Origin of the sequence: Paenibacillus sp. FSL P4-0176, assembly GCF_037975265.1 — a bacterium.
GTDB lineage: Bacteria > Bacillota > Bacilli > Paenibacillales > Paenibacillaceae > Paenibacillus > Paenibacillus amylolyticus.
Genome location: NZ_CP150242.1, coordinates 6,565,887 through 6,584,911, shown reverse-complemented (window position 1 = coordinate 6,584,911; position 19,025 = coordinate 6,565,887). Strand labels below are relative to the sequence as shown.

The 19,025-nt window shown below is 43.3% G+C and carries 9 protein-coding genes; all 9 read left to right on the top strand.

The genetic code is table 11. The annotated features are described in order from the left end of the window. Positions 1 to 94 precede the first annotated feature (94 nt). The 9 genes from MKY95_RS30165 to MKY95_RS30125 all read left to right on the top strand — a co-directional run bounded on the left by MKY95_RS30165 (position 95) and on the right by MKY95_RS30125 (position 18,933). Entirely contained in the window at positions 95 to 1,816 is a 1,722-nt protein-coding gene (locus MKY95_RS30165; RefSeq protein WP_047840692.1) for a phospho-sugar mutase, read from the top strand. Between the two features lie 217 nt (positions 1,817 to 2,033). Next, positions 2,034 to 4,055: a DUF5693 family protein gene (locus tag MKY95_RS30160; protein WP_253503683.1), complete on the top strand. Its 2,022-nt coding sequence runs from the start codon at positions 2,034 to 2,036 to the stop codon at positions 4,053 to 4,055. Then, entirely contained in the window at positions 4,031 to 5,212 is a 1,182-nt protein-coding gene (csaB, locus tag MKY95_RS30155) for a polysaccharide pyruvyl transferase CsaB (RefSeq protein WP_339195816.1), read from the top strand. Before MKY95_RS30160 ends, csaB begins: the two co-directional genes overlap by 25 nt. A gap of 7 nt (positions 5,213 to 5,219) precedes the next feature. Continuing rightward, positions 5,220 to 5,981 (top strand): WecB/TagA/CpsF family glycosyltransferase, encoded by a 762-nt coding sequence (locus tag MKY95_RS30150; RefSeq protein WP_339195813.1) that lies wholly within the window; start codon positions 5,220 to 5,222, stop codon positions 5,979 to 5,981. A gap of 374 nt (positions 5,982 to 6,355) precedes the next feature. Then, positions 6,356 to 7,483 carry an MraY family glycosyltransferase gene (locus tag MKY95_RS30145; protein WP_036612523.1) on the top strand — a complete coding sequence of 376 codons (1,128 nt, stop codon included), beginning with the start codon at positions 6,356 to 6,358 and terminating at the stop codon, positions 7,481 to 7,483. 165 nt (positions 7,484 to 7,648) lie between these two features. Further along, positions 7,649 to 11,542 (top strand): S-layer homology domain-containing protein, encoded by a 3,894-nt coding sequence (locus MKY95_RS30140; protein WP_339195810.1) that lies wholly within the window; start codon positions 7,649 to 7,651, stop codon positions 11,540 to 11,542. A 206-nt stretch (positions 11,543 to 11,748) separates the two neighbouring features. Further along, positions 11,749 to 12,090 (top strand): hypothetical protein, encoded by a 342-nt coding sequence (locus MKY95_RS30135; RefSeq protein WP_036612519.1) that lies wholly within the window; start codon positions 11,749 to 11,751, stop codon positions 12,088 to 12,090. Positions 12,091 to 12,608: 518 nt separating this feature from the next. Continuing rightward, entirely contained in the window at positions 12,609 to 16,148 is a 3,540-nt protein-coding gene (locus MKY95_RS30130) for an S-layer homology domain-containing protein (RefSeq protein WP_339195808.1), read from the top strand. Between the two features lie 136 nt (positions 16,149 to 16,284). Further along, positions 16,285 to 18,933, top strand: coding sequence for a hypothetical protein (locus MKY95_RS30125; protein WP_339195806.1), 2,649 nt, complete (start codon positions 16,285 to 16,287; stop codon positions 18,931 to 18,933). Positions 18,934 to 19,025: the final 92 nt, after the last annotated feature.

Sequence of the window (19,025 nt, the reverse complement as noted above, 5' to 3'; positions counted from 1 at the left end):
TACATCATGCAGGAACGTAGTCGGGCCGAATGATGCAAGATGCTGAAGTAACTCAGCAAACCTGAATTTATATAGACGGAAGGGGTTTATCGGAATGGAACAGTTAAGCACAGCAGCAGCAGAGACGTTGCAGCAATGGTTGGAGGATGCTTCGATTGATGAAGCAACGAAACAGGAGCTTCGTGACTTGCAGGATCAGCCGAAAGAGCTGGAGGAACGTTTTTACAGAAACCTGGAGTTTGGTACAGGTGGATTGCGTGGAGTCATTGGTGCCGGAAGCAACCGGATGAACCGTTACACTGTAGGTCGGGCAACGCAAGGGTTTGCGCGTTATTTGCTTGAGCAGCATGGTGACCAAGAAGGCAAACCTTCTGTAGTCATCGCTCATGATTCCCGTCATTTCTCACCTGAATTCACTCTGGATGCTGCGCTTGTACTGGCTGGAAACGGCATTGTAGCCAAGCTATTCCCATCCCTGCGTTCAACTCCTGAGCTGTCATTCGCAGTGCGTCATCAGAAGGCAACTGGAGGGATCGTTGTAACAGCGAGCCATAACCCACCGGAATATAACGGATATAAGGTCTACAATCATGAGGGCGGTCAATTGGTACCGGATGAAGCGGAAAAAGTCATTCAGTACATCCAGGAAGTGCCTTCCCTTGCTGACGTGAAAAAGCTGACGCAAGAAGAAGCAGAAGCTCAAGGACTCCTGATCTGGTTGGGTGAAGACCAAGACCAAGCGTTTGTGGATACCGTAGCGAGCCGCAGTCTGAGCCGTGAACTGATCCAATCCGGCATAGGCCGTGATTTCAAAATCGTTTACACACCGCTTCACGGAACAGGTAACATCCCTGTACGTCGCGTGCTGGAGCAGATCGGATTCGAGCAAGTGCACATTGTAGCTGAACAAGAACAGCCGGATGCTGAGTTCTCTACCGTGAAATCCCCTAACCCGGAAGAACGCGAAGCGTTTACGCTTGCAATGAAGCTGGGAGAATCCGTAGGCGCTGACATTCTGATCGGAACAGATCCGGATGCAGACCGTATGGGTGCTGTCGTGAAAGACAATGATGGCAAATATTTCGTCTTGTCCGGTAACCAGTCTGGTGCCATTATGGTACATTACCTGCTCAGTCGCCTGCAAGAGACCGGTACACTGCCAAGCAATGGTGCGGTTGTCAAAACAATCGTAACAAGTGAGATGGGTGCTGTTATTGCTGAACATTACGGTGCAGAAGTGATGAACACACTGACGGGCTTCAAATATATTGGTGAAAAAATGAACCAGTTCGAAGCAACAGGCAGTCATACATTCTTGTTCGGATATGAAGAGAGTTATGGCTACCTTTCCGGTAACTATGCCCGTGACAAGGATGCTGTCCTTGCCTCGATGCTGATTGCTGAAGCAGCTGCGTATTATAAGAGTCAAGGCAAAACGCTGTATGATGTCTTGCAAGAGCTGTACAACCAATTCGGATATTTCTTGGAGAAGCTGGAGTCCCGTACGCTGAAAGGCAAAGACGGCGTGGCTCAGATTCAAGCCAAAATGACGGACTGGCGTTCCAATCCGCCACAAGAAGTAGCGGGAATTGCTGTACAAGATGTACTGGACTACTCCCTTGGTCTGGACGGTCTTCCGAAGGCGGACGTACTGAAGTTCATTTTGGCAGACGGTTCATGGTTCTGCTTGCGCCCTTCAGGAACAGAACCGAAGATCAAAGTATACTTCGCCGTGCGTGGAGAGAATTTGGAAGATGCGGAAAGCTGGATCGAGCGTCTGGTGACTACAGTGATGTCGCGTGTAGACGCACAATAATACGAATGCAACAATGAGCAAGAACATGAGAAGGCCTCTCCGCACCGTAAGGTTGGTTGGCGGAGGGGTTTTTCTTTGAAATAAAAGTGTAGATGGTTCTAGCATATAAGAGGGCTTGTTGACACAAGCTGTTTGTAACCTATTGTATAAATGTTAAATGAACGAATTACTTGAGCTGAACGTGCATTTGGTTCCAACACTTGAGGAGGTACATGTAGTGCGTCAAAAATGGCTTTATTGGAATAACGCTTCTCGGAAGTGGTTGTGGCTCGTCGTTATCATCGGTCTGGTCGCGTCCATCCCTGTAATCAGTGATCGGGTGCAGACAGAATCTTCTGCCAAAAAGGTGGAACTTGTTTTCAACTATCGAGGACTGCTGGATATCTCAGCGTATCAGGCACATCCGCAAGATTTCATGAATGAACAATTGACTCGTCTAAAAGACGCAGGCGTAACAACGATGGCTGTGTTCGAAAGCACATTGGACGAGCTGAGAAAGACACGCCGACTTATGGTATATAACGGCCAGGATCTCGCGAACCTGACCAAAGATGTGATCCCTTCTAATGCAAATTACACGTATGTGTTATTTACATCAGAGGAAAACGCACAGACGTATACCCCTATTATTGAACAAACGTTCGCTGATCGGCAGATTCCGGTAGTACCATGGGAATACGAAGGTCGTAGCGGCTTAATATTGCAGACTCCTCCGGAGAATGCCAACATGCAGCCTTTGCAGCCCGATCCGGTTGCCGTGAAGATGCTGCGTGATAAAGGTTTCTACATTTTGCCGCGGATCTCGGACAGTGTGCCATACAGCCAGGAATCGATGGAGCGCTTGCTTACCTTCTTCGAAGAGAATGGCGTAAAGCGCATCTTGTTTGATGGTGATGCTGTGAAAGGGTACAATGATAATGCAGAGATGAAAAGTCTCGACCAATTTGCACAGTTGCTGAACAAGCACAATATTGGTCTTGCAGCCATTGAGAACTTGAAGAAACCGCAGTCTGGATTCCAGACCCTTGCATATAAAACGGATTACAACGTTACGCGTCTGTACTCGCTTAGTGATGGAGATGCCAATCTGGACGTAGACACGATTGCTGACCGTTTTGTTCTCGCAACCAAGGATCGTAACATTCGTATGCTCTATATGAATGCATCGCCAAGCCGGAATACAGCAAAGGCTATGATTACAGATCCAATTGAGAATCTGATCAATAGCTTAGGTGAGCCGGGTCATGCGGTAGAACGCATGGCGAAGCATGGATTCGAGTTAGGACAAGCTGAAGCATTTACAGTTAAGGATTCTTCGATTCAGCGTTATGCCAAGCTGGTTGCTCTTGTTGGTGCAATTGCCATGATTGCACTTATGGTTTCTTATTTTATCCCACTACTGACTTTGATCGCATTTGTGGTCGCTTTGGTGGGCAGTGCAGGATTGTTCCTTTTGAAACCAACGCTGCTGGAGCAAGGAATTGCCTTGCTTGTGGCAATCGCCGCGCCGACCATAGCGATGGTGCTGGCCGTTCGTACAGTGAACTATCAGCAACAGCGTCAACCCGACGCATCTGCGGGTCGTCGTTTGAAACAAACGTTGGTGTTATATGTAAGAACTTCGATTCTGTCATTCCTGGCGGTACCTTTTGTCATCGCATTGCTTAACAGTATTACGTACAGTCTGGTGATTAACCAGTTCCGCGGCGTGAGTCTGTTGCACTTTGCACCTATGGCACTGGTAGCGATCTATATTGTGTTTTATCGTGGTTCGGGTTCGTTCTCTATTAAGAAAATTAAAGAAATGCTTCGTATGCCAATTAATGTGTTAATGGTTGTTTTGGCACTTGTTGCTGCCGTTGTTGGATACTATTACTTGAGCCGTACAGGCAACTCGGGTTCAGTAACACCATTAGAGATGTTCCTTCGTACCACGTTGGAAGATACGTTCGGTGTACGTCCGAGATTCAAAGAATTTATGCTGGGACACCCGCTATTTATCGTTGGCGTGTTCGCCGCTTTAAAATATCGTAAAGTCATCTTTGTGCTCATTATTGCAGCGATTGGACAGTTGTCCATGGTGGATACGTTCGCTCATATCCATACGCCGGCTGTATTGTCACTCATTCGTGGAGTGATGGGATTGGGACTTGGCTTAATCTTCGGTATCATTGCTGTGGGTGTGTGGCAAGTAGCGGAAGGATGTTGGAAAAAATGGTCACCACTTCTCAAAAGTTAGTCATCTCGGGGTATTACGGATTCCGCAATAGCGGAGACGAAGCGGTGCTAAAGTCGATTTTGACAGCGCTGGAAGAGGAAAGCCAAAGGTCGAACATAACGATTGAACCTATTGTTCTCTCGGGTGATCCCGAGTCGACAACCGCCATGTACGGTGTGCGCTCCGTGCATCGTATGAAATTGAAGGAAGTCCGTGAAGCACTCAAGGAGAGCGACGGGTTAATCAGTGGCGGAGGAAGTCTATTGCAGGATGCAACTGGACTGAAATCCATTCCTTATTATCTGAGTGTAATCAAGCTGGCCCAGTGGCTGAAAAAACCAACGTTTATCTATGCACAGGGGATTGGCCCAGTGAATCGTAAAATTTTCAATCCGATGATCAAATCGGTCTTTAAGGCCTGCACCTATGTATCCGTTCGGGATGAACAATCTGCAGATTACCTGCGTGGGCTCGGGTTACAGTGGAATCAGATCCATGTTGTACCCGACCCCGTAATGGGTTTGCCATTACCTGAAACAAAAGTTGAGAGGGGCGTAGGTGCTGTCTCAGCAAATGCTGCTACTCAAGCTAATCGAGTGGAACCTTCAACTGGAGGACATACCAAGCTTCCTGTGATCGGCGTATCGGTACGTTTTTGGGAGTCAGACCGGAAGGAACTTACGGCTATTGCCGCCGGATTAAAAAAGCTGTGCTCCAAAAGAGCGGTGCACCTGCGTTTTCTGCCATTTCATCTGCCAGTGGATGAACAGGCATCACGATTCCTTATGGAAATGCTCGGTGATGTGACTAGCAAAGGCAGCAAGATTAGCATCACAGAAGATCTGACCGACCCTCAGCTTATGCTGGAGGAAGTCAGCAACTGTGATCTCGTCATTGGGATGCGTCTGCACAGTCTGATCTACGCAGCTTCGCAATATGTGCCTCCGGTGGGTATCTCGTATGATCCGAAAATTGATCAATTCTTGCTTCGTCTGGACAGTGAGCCAGCAGGCAATACGGATACACTCGATGGGAACAAACTCGCTAAGACTGTTGTTGGACTGCTGGATCAACGTTCACAGTGGTTGAAGGAACATGAAGAAAGCATCACCCAACTGAAGCAGGAAGCCAGAGTGCCTGCACAGCAGATTATTAACTATTTAGGCCGCAAAGGATGAGATAAAGATGAGTCAGACCGGATCAATACCTACCGTTTCGATCTACGGCATTCCTTTTTCCAAACTGACGATGAAAGAAACGGTAAAGGTTCTCCAGGAAGCTGTGCTATCCAAGCAGACACCACATCAGGTCATTACAGCCAATCCAATTATGGTTATGGCCGCATTGGAAAATCCCGCAATCATGGAAGTCATGCAAGCTGCGGAATTGATTGTTCCTGATGGAACAGGTGTCGTATGGGCTGCAAACTATTGTGGAGATCCTGTAGCTGAGCGAGTGCCGGGTTTTGAGCTTTTACATGAATTGCTGCGTGTTGGAGAAAACTATCGATGGGGCGTATATCTGCTTGGTTCCACCCCTGAGGTGATTCAAGAAACGGCAGTTCGGTTACAACAGCAATATCCGGCGATTCGAATTGTGGGTTATCGCGACGGTTATTTTGGTCCGGCTGAGGATGAACAGGTCATCGCTTCTATTCGGGAAGCGGCACCTGATCTGTTGTTTGTAGCACGTGGGGCGGACACCCAAGAACCGTGGATTCACAAGCACAAAGATGCACTACGGGTTCCTGTAACCATGGGCGTTGGCGGCAGCTTTGATGTGATTTCGGGCAAAACCAAACGTGCGCCTATGCTGTTCCAAAAGTTAAGACTGGAGTGGTTCTATCGCTTATTGCGTGAACCAAGCCGGGCTGGACGGATGCTTGCGCTTCCGAAATTCGCTGTTAAGGTGATGCGTGACAAAGAAAACGTGACGAAAGTCCGTTAAAAACAGGTAATTGCGAGATAAATGCGTGTTTTTGCTAGAAATTGAGGATGGCTTTTCGGGTGTGATGAGCGTATAATTCATTCCGGATTACATGTGCGCCACTCCATGAAAACAGAAGCGTTACACTTGGCACTACGATTGCAAGGCAACCTGTCGATCGCCGTTATCCCCAGATTTCTTTTTATCCTTTTTTAAAGGATGAAATCCGGTGATAAATGCGAACGTTACACTTCTCTAGGTTTTCCTTGCACTCTCCGTTATCGTGTAACAAGATTTTTCATCAAAAGTGACTAACAATAATTTTTTATATATAAAAAGAGATCAGGGGATTTATAATTTCGTACAGGTATTATAATTGGGGGTCGAATGTTCAAATGGTAGCGATCTTTATCATTGGATTTATCGTGTCAATGGGACTGGCTCTTGCCCTGACACCACTTGTCAAAAAGTTCGCAGTCCGCATTGGCGCAATGGATACGCCGAATGCACGTAAAGTACACACACGGATCATGCCACGTCTTGGTGGTCTGGGGATATTCCTGGCCTTTATTATTACAGTTGCTGCATTGCTTCCTTTTGTATCGGCATGGTTCACAACTCGGGATATGAGTTTTGTCAGTGCGTTTCTCATTGGTGGAACAATTATCGTGCTGATCGGAGCACTCGATGATCGGTTTGAACTGTCGGCCAAAGTGAAGTTGCTTGGTCAGATCGTTGCTGCTTCTGTCGTTGTATTTGGATTTAATATCCGGGTAGATTTCGTTAACATTCCTTTTCAGGATTCCTATTCTTCACTCGAAGCTTGGGTATCCATTCCTCTGACGATCTTATGGATCGTTGGTGTAACCAATGCGATTAATCTGATTGATGGTCTGGATGGTCTGGCTGCCGGTGTATCTGGTATTGCAATTGGTACCATTGCCGTGATGTCCTTCCTGATGGGTAACATGATGATTGCCTTGATGTGTCTTGTATTGCTGGGTAGTATTATCGGATTCCTATTCTTCAACTTCCACCCTGCCAAGATCTTCATGGGGGATACCGGATCACTATTCCTTGGTTTCTCTCTGGCGATGCTGTCCATGCTGGGATTCAAACAAATTGCTATCGTGTCCTTTATTACACCGCTTATCATTATCGGTGTGCCGCTCTCGGATACCTTCTTCGCGATTATCCGTCGTGCGGTACAACGGAAACCGATTTTCGCACCGGACAAAGGTCACCTTCATCACTGCTTGCGTGAACTTGGATTCAGTCACCGTCAGACGGTACTGATCATATACGGAATTGCCGCGTTCTTCGGAGTTCTGGCGATTATCCAATCTTCCGCTGCCATGTTTGAAGCGAACTGGGTAACGTTTGTGGTCATCTGTATCATGATGTTCTTCCTCCAAGTGGGAGCAGAAGTTATCGGGCTTGTTAGCAAAACGAGAAGACCGGTTATTAACTTCCTGATGCGTATGCGCGTCAAGTTGAATCCGGAGACCCGTTCGAAATCATAAATAGATAAATGTAATGGTTACAGCTATTCTTGAATATTATTCCAGACCCAACCTTATCCCTAGTGGATAAGGTTTTTTGTTTATTTTGAGATTTTTACTAAATAATTGGTACCTTTTGCCGATATATAAAGGTAACTGACTTAAAAAGAGGAGAGATGATATTTAATGCTGCGTATGAAAAAGCCAATTGTTTGGCTAATGCTGATAGCGCTGGTAGTAACTCTGATTCCCGCTGGCTATGCACCAGTTGCATCGGCCGCGGGACAGACAAGTTACTTTACTCCTGACAATGCTGGGAATGTCCAATTGAAAGATACAGTAGGACTGAAGTTGAGCGGAAACAGTGCCAATGCGGATGTGTTGTCTCGTACATCAGCTTTTGTTGTTACAGGAAAGGAACAGGTTTTAACAGGAACATTCACCAATGTTACAGGTTCAACACTCGGAGTGAATGTTCAGCTGATGAATCTCAAAGGTGACACTTGGACTCCTGATAGTACACGTGTTGCACCAGGGGTAGTAACTGTTGATCCTAATCGACCGGATAATCGGTTTAGATCAACCATTACACTGTTCCCAGGGATGAATAAAATTACGTTTACAGGTTCCCAAGGACCAAGTGAACGCTCTGAGAGTTTTTATATTTTATACGATTCCGTCCCATACATTGAGAAGTTGCAAGTCCTTGGTGGAGCGGATAACCTCAACTTGAATGAGGGATCTCAGGTTGTGGTTAACACCGGCGAAGTTACAATTCAAGGTGTTGCGCAGAACTCATCCAAAGTAACGATATCGTTGAATGGTGGCTCGGAGCTGCCTACATCACTATTGCAGGATGGTACATTCTTCTCTCCGGTACTGACACTAAAATCAGGTGAGAATACCCTAAGAATGACGATTGAGAGTGGCGTCGATAAGAAAGTATTTAATTATTCTTTGTTATATTATGATGAAACAAAACCATTCACTCAGTTGGATTTAATTGAAGGTGCAAACGGGCTGCCGCAGAGTATGCTTTCATCAGCTAGACCGACCTATGGAGGCACTCCTGCTAGTGCCAATGTGAAAGCACAGTTATTGCTTCCGGGAGCTGATGTTACTGAAGTTCCGGTCATTGATGTCGATGGAAATGGGAACACGGGTGTAAGTAATGTAAATGTGGAACATATCCCTAGCGTGGGACAAAACACACCGGCTTATGTCCTAATTTCCTTTGATATTAACCCGATCACATTCAACGGAGCTCCTGACCGATTACAGAATCATAGTCTATCGGTAGACTATGGGGATAAAAAAGTTACAACAAGTATGAATTTTGAATATGTACAAGATGCAGTTGTAATTACAGGATTGAAGTATCTTAGAGACTACAATGGGTCTGGTACTGTTCCAGATGGAATACCACTTGATGGTGCCAGCGTAAGTGGATCTAACTTTTATATTTTAGTGGAGACTAGCAGAGCACCGAGTGATCCAAAAACTTTGGTTGCGGACTATCTGCCTAGAGGAACAAGCACAATTACCGTGAACCATGTAGGTCCGCTTAGTGCGACAGATACTACAAAAAATATTTACGAGATTAAAGGGTTCAAAACGGGAAATCAAGTTGTTCAATTTAAGTATTCCGGATCGAGCACAGGTCGGAATGCAACGATTTCATTCGCTTCAAAGAGCTTTATCTCTGTAGAAAATCTTACTGATGGTCAAACTCATGATTTGAAAGACAATGCCACAGGCGTTCCAATTCTGGGTCAGTACATTGGATTTGATACGCTTAGCAGTCCATATTTTGTAGCTGAAATTTTTGCCAACGGTACAAAAGCATATTCTACTGAGGGTAGCGGAAATACGGATTTCCCACGCAAGTTGAACCTGGGGGCAGATGGAACAATTAATAGCGTGATCATTCCTATTGGAGAACCCGATGGCTTGTTATTTTTCGGTGAGAACCGAATTGTGCTGACAGGAACAACTAAGGATGAGAACGGACAACTTAAAGAGGTATCTAAGGAACTTCGAATCTATATTAATGATAATAATATTTCGAACATTCGAAACTTCCAACCTGCAATTACGAAAGGTCGACCAGAATTTATTGAACCATTAGACCAGGATGCACAATGGGTCAAAGATGCTTTCAATATGTCACCAGAGTTTGTGTATTCTGATAATAAAATCACCACCAGCTTGAAGAACTTTGATATTGTCATTCGCGGAGCAGGTGCGACACGGATGAGTTTGAGCATGGGGACTCAGAAGATATTCGATCAGGACATTCCAGATGGAAACACGGCAACTTGGGACAATGCAAAGATTGATCCTCAGTATGCACTGGATAATGGTACTGTTACAGTTGACAGAGCAGGTCGCCAACAGGACTTTGTTATTCGTCTGCGTAATCTCAAAATGGATACACCAGGAACGTATATCTATACACTAGACCTCTTCAATCGGACGGGAGCGAAGACCAGTCAGAAACTTGAAATTGTTAAAGAAGTAACTGGATACCGTATTTTATCACCTAAACCGACTTCAGGTGATCGTGTAGTTGTAAATAAGAACTTTGTTCATTTTGACATCGAAGCAGAAGGTGCAACAGGGGTTATCATTGATAAAGAACCTGCACAGAAGCTGCAAGGTGTAGAGACAGATCGCTTTGTCCTGGATTATGTAGGGTTGAAGCCGGACAAATCTAATAAAATTAAACTAACCATTAACCGTGATGGTGTAACAACCACCGACACTATTGATGTATTCTACACAACAAGTCCAGGTATAGATTCCCAATACATGGCTCCGAAAGTAGCTAATAAGTATTCAGCCTTTAATAAAAAGCTGGAATTGAGTTTCCCGAAAGGTACAGTTATGGAAAGTACTGATATTCGCGGAATCAAGAAATTTTATCCAGACAATAAACTTCTCTTTGGTATCGCAGATCCCAATAATGGTATTGTAGAGCGTCGCAATGATTATGGTACTGTCATGGGCGTAGGTGCAGAGAGAGGTGAGGGTGACCCAGTCAACTTCGATGTACAAGAAGAATACTTCAGAAGATTTTCTGCCATTGTAGGAGATACATTGAACTTCAGTCCAATTTCTGATATTTATTGGGTCAGCGGTGGTCTGGGCGAATATGGTTCAAGAGATTCAACAACGTATAAAGCGCCGACGAATGGTATCGGACCGTATACACCTGACGCTCTATACGGAGATGTTAAGGTACCAGCGGAGCGTACAATCAAGCCTTCACAGCGTGGAACATTGACACTGACCTATGATTCAAATGTAGTAGATGATGCTGGAACGACTATTTCCGTCTTCTATTACACACCAGGACGCGAGTGGAAACGAATTGGTGGAGAAGTGGATTCCAAGAAACACACAGTTACTGTGCCATTTGATCAGTTCGGATATTATAAAGTCATGAAATTAAGAAGAAGTTACAACGACATCACGAATCATGGATGGGCTAGAAATATTCTGAATGCACTGTATGCCAAAGGTTTCATGCAACCGATTCGTTTCGAACAATTCGGAACAGATGATCGTGCATCCCGTGGCGAATTTGCTACCATTCTCGTGAAAGGATTGAACTTGCCGATTACTTCGGATAATAAACCTACATTTACAGATGTAGGCGCAGGGACAAGTTCATTTACGTGGGACTATGCAAGTATTGAAACGGCAGCCAGAGCAGGTATTGTATCAGGACTTACGGACGGAAACTTTGGTCCAGATCAACCTCTTACACGTGAGCAAGCAGCTGTAATGATCGCAAGAGCTCTTGAGTTAAAGTTAGCAAGCAATGATAGTAAGTTAACTAGTGCATTGGCCAAATCCTTTATTGACTCAGGAAGCATGGAAGCTTATTCAAGACCAGCGATACAAGCGGTTACGAAGGCTAAAATTATGGAGGGATCTCCAGTCACAGTAGCAGGTCAGAGCAAGCAACAGTTTGCATTCAACCCGAAAGGAAATCTGACACGTGCAGAAGCGGGTAAAATTGCAGTAGAATTGCTCAAGAAGAGCACAAAAGTATTCCCTAAAACCTTGAGTTAATTCATTTGATACATCGATGCAATTTAGGAAGGACCTGTCCCTTACTCTAAAGGGGCAGGTCCTTTTCATGGCTGTCAATGAATTGACATAGAGTACTTTTATAATAGAAGAAACAGAATTATTACCAATAACTATTTTTGTAATTTGCTAGAGTTTAAGATACAATAACGGTAAATACACAATGATCTAGAGGGTGAAGTTAGCTAATGAAACCGATTTATTCGAAAGCCCAGCTGGGCTACATGAAGGCAAAGACACAGTTTGAGAAGCAGGCAGTCATTCTGGAGAAAAAGTTGGAAGATACACGCAAGACTCAGGAGATCTCTCAGGAAGTTATGGAAGGGCTTGTACAGTCCACTGGCTTCCATGATGCGTATAACAATCTGGTTCTGGCTGAGAATGAGTTGATTGAATGGTCTCACACAACGATGAAGCATGAGAAAACGTACCGTGAGAACAGACAACCAATTGACGATATGTATCTGAGATTGAATAGTGATCCAAATATGCGTGCTCAAATCATTGAACTCGCGATGAAGATTAAATAACTTATATTTCCAGAAATGCAGGAAAAGCATCCCAATAGGGGTGCTTTTTTATTTTATTTTTTGTGAATTTTGTCGCTTCATGGGCTGAAGTTGCGGGTATAAATAAACGTTGGTAGCACAGGTAAACCAGAGATCACAATTCCAGATTCACTGCTGTATCAACGGTTTGAAAAGGTTTTGAATGGCTTCAATACCCGCACTGTACCTATACATAAAAAAAATCAAAACTTTTTTTGTGCAATCCGCAACTTTTTGAAATCTACTGCGTTTAAAGTGTAGAGTCGAAAACATTGGGCCTGTTACCAAGAATGACCTCGTGAAGAATCTTGTCTATTTTTTAGAAAAAATTGCTTTACGGCACGAGAGACCCATTGTATAATACGTAAGGTAGGATTAGGAAACTACTCTATTTACGTGTGATTCTGATTTACAAACTAGTTTACAAGTTTCTGTGATATGCTCACAGACATCATTTATATTAACTTGCTCACAACTCTGGAAAGGGGGTGCAACAATATATGAGGAATACGAGCGACCCTATTAAAAAAGAAAATTCAAATGTTATGAACGCCCAAGGAGGAGAAAAAAAGGTTATGAAGAAAATTTTATCCGTAGCATTGTCTACAGCAATGGCATTCTCAATGTTTGCATCTGTAGCATTCGGTGACACAGCAGTTTCCCCGCAACAACAGTTTGATGCATTGAAAGCAAAAGGTATCTTCAACGGTTATCCGGATGGTACAGCAGGTCTTGACAAAGACATGACTCGCGCTGAGTTTGCAAAAGTTATCACTAAATTGCTGGGTCTGAAAGAGATCACTGGAACTCTTTCTTACACTGACAAAAACTACACAGCTAAAAACTGGGCTGTACCTTACATCGAAGCAGTAACTGCTGCTGGTATCATGGAAGGTAAAAACGTTGAGAAGAAAATCTTCGACTTCAACGGTAAAGTGACTGTGTCCGAGATGGCTACAATCCTGACTCGTGCATTGGATCTTGAAATCCCAGCTGAAACAAACAACACTGCTCCAGCTTGGGCTAAAGGTTATGTGCAAGCAGCAATCAACGCTGGTTTGGTTGATGCAAACACTAACTTCACAGCTAACGCTTCCCGTGAATTGCTTGTAGGCGCTGCTTACTCAATTGACCAAGCGCAAAGCTTGAAAGTATCTTCTTACACAGTAACTGAAGGTGGAAAAGTTGTTGAATTCAAAATCAGCGACGGCGAAACTGTAAAAGTTACTTTGGATAAAGCTCTTGAAGCTAACAAAGAAACTGAAGTGAAATTTACTTACAAAGAAAAATCTTTCACTGAAAAAGTTACTTATGTTGTAGAAGCTGCAACTAAAGTACAATCCGCTTCTTCCACTAACCTGAAAGAAGTTGACGTTGCTTTCGACGGTAAAGTAGATAAAGCTACTGCAACTGACAAAGCTAACTACACTGTAGATGCTGGTTCCAGAGCGGTTAAATCAGTAACTCTGTTGGAAGATGGTAAAACAGTTCGTGTACTTTTGGATACAACTTCCAAAGGTCGTTTCTCCCAAGGTACTACTTATAAAGTACTTGTGAAAAACGTGAAATCTTCTACAGGTACAGTAGTGCCACAAGGTGAAGTTTCCTTCACATCTGCTGACAACACTTTGCCTACAGTAACAGAAGTTAAAGCTCTGGGAACTAAAGTTATCAAAGTAACTTTCTCTGAGCCAATCAAAACTCCAACAAGCAGCAACTTCCAATTGGATGACAAAGCTTATGTTGGATCTGTAACTCTGGGTGCTAACGAAAGAGAAGTAATTCTTCGTGACTACACAGGCACAATCGCTGAAGGAGCTCACAAGCTGACAACTTCTTTGGTTGAAGATTACGCTGGTCTGAAATCTTTGTCTGCAACTACTGATTTTACAGCAGCAGTTGATACTGAAGGTCCTAAAGTGACTGAAATCACTGCAACTTTGGAAAAAGTAACTGTAACATTTGACGAAGAAATCGATCCACAAGCTTTGACAAGTGAAAGCTTCTACTGGTTGTCTGGTACTACTAAGAAAACTGGTAAGGCAACACAAATCTCTGGTAACGTATACGAAGTGGACTTCACTGAAAACCGTCTGCCAGGATATGAAACTACACTTTATGTTGATGTTAAAGACTACTCAGGTAACGTTAACTCTACAAAAGAGCATAAAGTTACTGCAAGTGTAGACTTGGTTCAACCTAAATTAATTGATGTTTCTTACGGAACAGAAGTTGCTAACCAATTGACTGTACGTTTTGACAAATCAGTTGATGCTGCTGATATCAAACACTTCACAGTTAATAAAGGTAGCGATGTAATTCCAGTTAAAAACGTTACAGTAGCTCCTGGATCTGATAACAAAGTATTTAATTTGGAATTCTATTCTAACCTCAGCGGAACTTACACACTTAAAGTTTCTGGAGTTCAAGATAGAACTGCTTTGAAAAATACTATGGTTAACTACGAAGGTACTTTCGTAGCAAGTGATAGTGCTGCACCTGCGTTGAATACTACTTATGGAATTGATGTAAATAACGCAAACAGAACTGTTGCACTTACATTTGATAGAGAAATCGATCTTGCAACATTGAATAACAAAGCAAACTACTACATTGGCTTCAAGAAAACAGCTGCTGGAGTAGTACAAAATATTTCCCTTCCTTCTGATGTTGGTGTTAATGTATCCAACAATGGTAAAACTGTAGTTCTGGTATTCCCAGAAACAATTGAAGGTACAAACGTATCCTTCCCAACTTCTGTTGATTCTGTAAGTATCGCAGGTTTGAAATCTAAAACTGGTCAAGCAACAGGATGGGTTACAACTAACTCTATCGCTACTGCTGATCTAAATAACCTGAGTGTTAACTCTGGAACACGTAAAGATGCTAGAACAATTGAAGTTGTATTCAACAAAACAATTGCTAATGCATCTGCTAGTGACTTCAGTGTTGCAGGAACTTCAGTATCTTCAGTATCCATTGATGGTAACAAGGTTACATTGAAAACTAATTCTGATATTGCTGCTGGAAGTGCAGTGAATATCCTTGCTGGCAACGGAATTCAAACATTTGCTGGTAAGAGAATTGCTGCAACACCTGTAACTGCTGTTGGAAATGTTAGCCCGGCAGTTGATGAGAGCCTATTGCCTAGCAATAAAGTTCTGAATCAAGTTAACAGAAAAGTTGTAATTCCATTCACAACTACTTTGGATGATACTAACGAAGCAGACGTTGCAACTAACTTGCTCGTTAAGAGAGCTGATAAACCTAATTCTGGTGATGAGCTTAAACCAAAACAGGATTACACTACAGTAGTTGAAGATAATACTGTTGTTGTTACATTCCTCGATGATAATGATGATGATGTTGTTTATATCGTTAGCGTGAAAGATAATGCAACATTCATCCGTAATGCAGCTGATACTTCTAAAGTAGCAGGTAAATCTGCTGAGTACAGAACATCAGGTAACTCTGTTGCATCTGATACTGTAACTGGTACAGCAGCTGTAACAACTGCTCCTGTAGCTGCTATCAAAGCATCTAATACTGTAGGTGGTCTGAAATTGGAAGCTAAAACAGCTGGGGCAGCAGGTAACGCAATTGCTGTTGAAATTGATAATACTGGTTTAGTAGGTTCTCCAATTGTAGTAACAGCTAACAAGATTACTTTTGACGCTGCTGCTGCTGTAACAGTAGATGATATTATCGCTGCTGTTAATGCAAAAGCTACTGATGCTTCTATCCCTTACGCTGCGGCTACAAAAGTAAATGAAACTGTACCTACAGCAGACTTTGCACTTGCTAATGGTGCCAATGCAACTGAAGGTGAAGTTACAATCACATTGAACAAAGCTATCACTTCTATTACAGAAGTAAAAATTGGTGGAGCGCCTTACACAGCTAACTTCGCTGGTACTAGCAAATCAACAATTCTTGTTGATATTGATACTGATTCTGTAGCTGGTAAAACAGCAGTTGTTACTGGTACTGATGCTAACAACTTGCCAATTACTGTGAGTTCCATCGTTGCAGCAAACTAAGATTAAATTTTTAAAAACAAGCCAGAGACGAATCTCTGGCTTGTTTTTTGTTATAAATACCAACAACATCGTAACTTTCTCTCCATCCCAAACGTTTATACTATAAAGCAACAAGCAACTTATGGGAGGTTTGGAAGTGGATCATAAAAAGGTCATAACGACTTTGATAACTAGTATGTTATTCATCAGTTCAAGTGGAGGCTTAGTAGCTGCCGCAAGTACACCAGCTAACTCAGGTAAACCTGCTACCAATAACAGCACTACAACAAAGAAGCAACAGACAACAACCACGAACAAAGTCGTACATACCCTGGCTAAGGTACCTGCGGTCAAAGTAACTGCGCGGAGTACCGTGAAGCTAACCGACGTTAATATCTTGTCCCAAGACGACGGGAATACAGTGACGTATACACTGACGTATAAAAATAATGACAGTACACCGATGATGATGCTCGATTATTGGAGCAAAGTGAAAACAAAAGGTGGAACAAGCTTCTCTCCAAAGCTGATCGCTAAGGATCAAGAGAAGAAGACGGTATCACCGGGTTCCACGGTGGATCTCACATACGTTATGAAGGTTGGACGTGAAGTGAAATTAAGTGATCTGAACTTCCTGATTGTAAAATGGGATTTCAGTAAACCGAATTATGAAAGCACGCTGGGGAAATTCAATGTTCCCGCATCATATAGCATTACTACACCTGTAGGCAAAACGAAGACGGTTCGTCTGAGTGATTCAGCCGTCAAGGTTAAAGTCTCTGGTATTAAAGTGTATCCAGGGGAGAATAAAAAACAATACGTCAAAGTTGGCGTGAACCTGAATAATATCAGCTATAAGCTATTGGATAATCCAAACATCAAGTGGATTCTACGTACACCAGGTGGTACGAATTATCCATTGACCCCGGATAAAGATAGTGCAGGTGTCAGTATTCAGGCACAGGCCAACAAAATGTTAAATTTAATGGCTTCATTGCCTACAGCGTTGAAACTGGAAAAGTCAGAATTATTGCTAGTGGAAGAACAAGGTGAAGAGAAGACTGCTCTGCCAGTTGCAGCACTACAGCTTCCTGAAGCTAGCCAAACGAATGTAAACGTAGTAGCGAATCAACCGAACATTATCTCGATTGATGGACAACCTGTATCGACTCTTCTGGAATCTGCTCGTGTCCGTGGTGAGGATGAAGAGTTTGATCTAACGATGCAGTGGGTCATTAAGAACCAAGGGAAAAAAGAAGTTAAGGTTCCCAAATACGCATTAGAGATCCGTACAGAAGATGGTACTTCTTATCCGATCGAGACGAAGGCATTAGATGATCTGAAGTTGAAGCCAGGTGCGACTAAAACGATCAAACTGAACTCTACGATCCAAGGGAATGGGGATACCAGCAAAATCAAATTATATGCGATGACACCTACAACCAAAGATGAGAGCAAAGAAGGGGAAACGTCTGGTGGAGGTACAAGTGGCTTTGAGTTCTCCTATCCGGTTGGCATCTATGCTATTCCTGAATCCGTAACAAGTGGAGATGGACTTACGACAGAAACGGTAATTAAAAATAGTAAAGGTACATTCGGTGTATCTGTAGGCTCCTTGCAACGGCTCCCATGGACAGACAGTGATATTATTGCTGCCAAGGTCACCATCCGTAATGCATCGACCAAAACGGTTCAATTGCCTGAGCTGGAAGCGATGTTCACAATCGATTCTGCACGTATTGATGGAGATACGAAGCTGATTCGTGCAGAAGGTGGCAAGTTACTAGGTTCTGGTATGGTCACCGAAGCTTATCTCTTGACGAAGATTCCATCTGAACTCAATATGAGCCGTCTGGAATTAACTTTGCAGGAGAAAGTAAGTGAAGAAGAAAAGAACGATTGGATTACTCTTAGTACGTCCGGTTTAATTCAGCCCCTCTCTTATGTAGGCGAAGGGAAAACCTATACTCAAGGAACTGCAGATAAAGAAACAGAGCTGGGCATACGCAGAACATATGTATATCCGGGATCTTCGTCCGATATTGTATACACCGAATTCGAGATGACGAATAAGTCTCTGCGTCAGAGTGGCCTTGCGAAGTTGGTAGGATACTACAAAACAGCAGATGGTCAATATTACAAAGCAACAGCTAAGCAGGCAAACCGTGTACCGGGACCAGGTCAGAAGAGTATCGTTACGTTCTGGGCCAAAGTGCCGAAGAGTGTAAAAACATTATCTGATATGCGTCTGATTGTAGGTGAAGGAGTTGCTGATAACAAGTTTGTAACCGGTGAAGGTGATGCAACGGCTTATGTTAATGCCATGTCATTTGAAGTACAGCCGAAATCATTATCTGTTCTATCTTCTCTGAATGATATCGACTTGTATCCGTTCAAATTCTCGGGCAGCAATATTAAAGCTTACCTTACAGGTGGAACGGCAGTACAGATCGAGATGATCTACTCCTTAACACAGGAGGAAGCTGTGGATAGTGGAGAGTATGGACACAAGCTGATTCTATCTATAACTGATGGGTCAGGAAAAGTGTTTGATAAAGAGCTCACACCAGGAACTGATCTGAAGACAGGTATTAATCAGACGCTTAACTGGAGTATTGATGATACGGTATTTGATAAAATACGTGGTGGCTCATATCGTGTTGCCTTGTATGATGTTTTCGAAGGTCAACGAATTCGTCTTGCAGAACAAGGCTATAGTTACGATGTATCCAAACTGCCTAAAGAAGAACCGATCATCCCGGAGTTCCCGGAAGAGGGTTCTAATAATCCCAATAATAATCGGTAATTTGTACGAAAACTAAGATATTTTAAAGTTAAGACCTCGCTTCCACATCTACGGAAGTGAGGTTTTGCTTGTCGCATGTCTATTTATTCTCT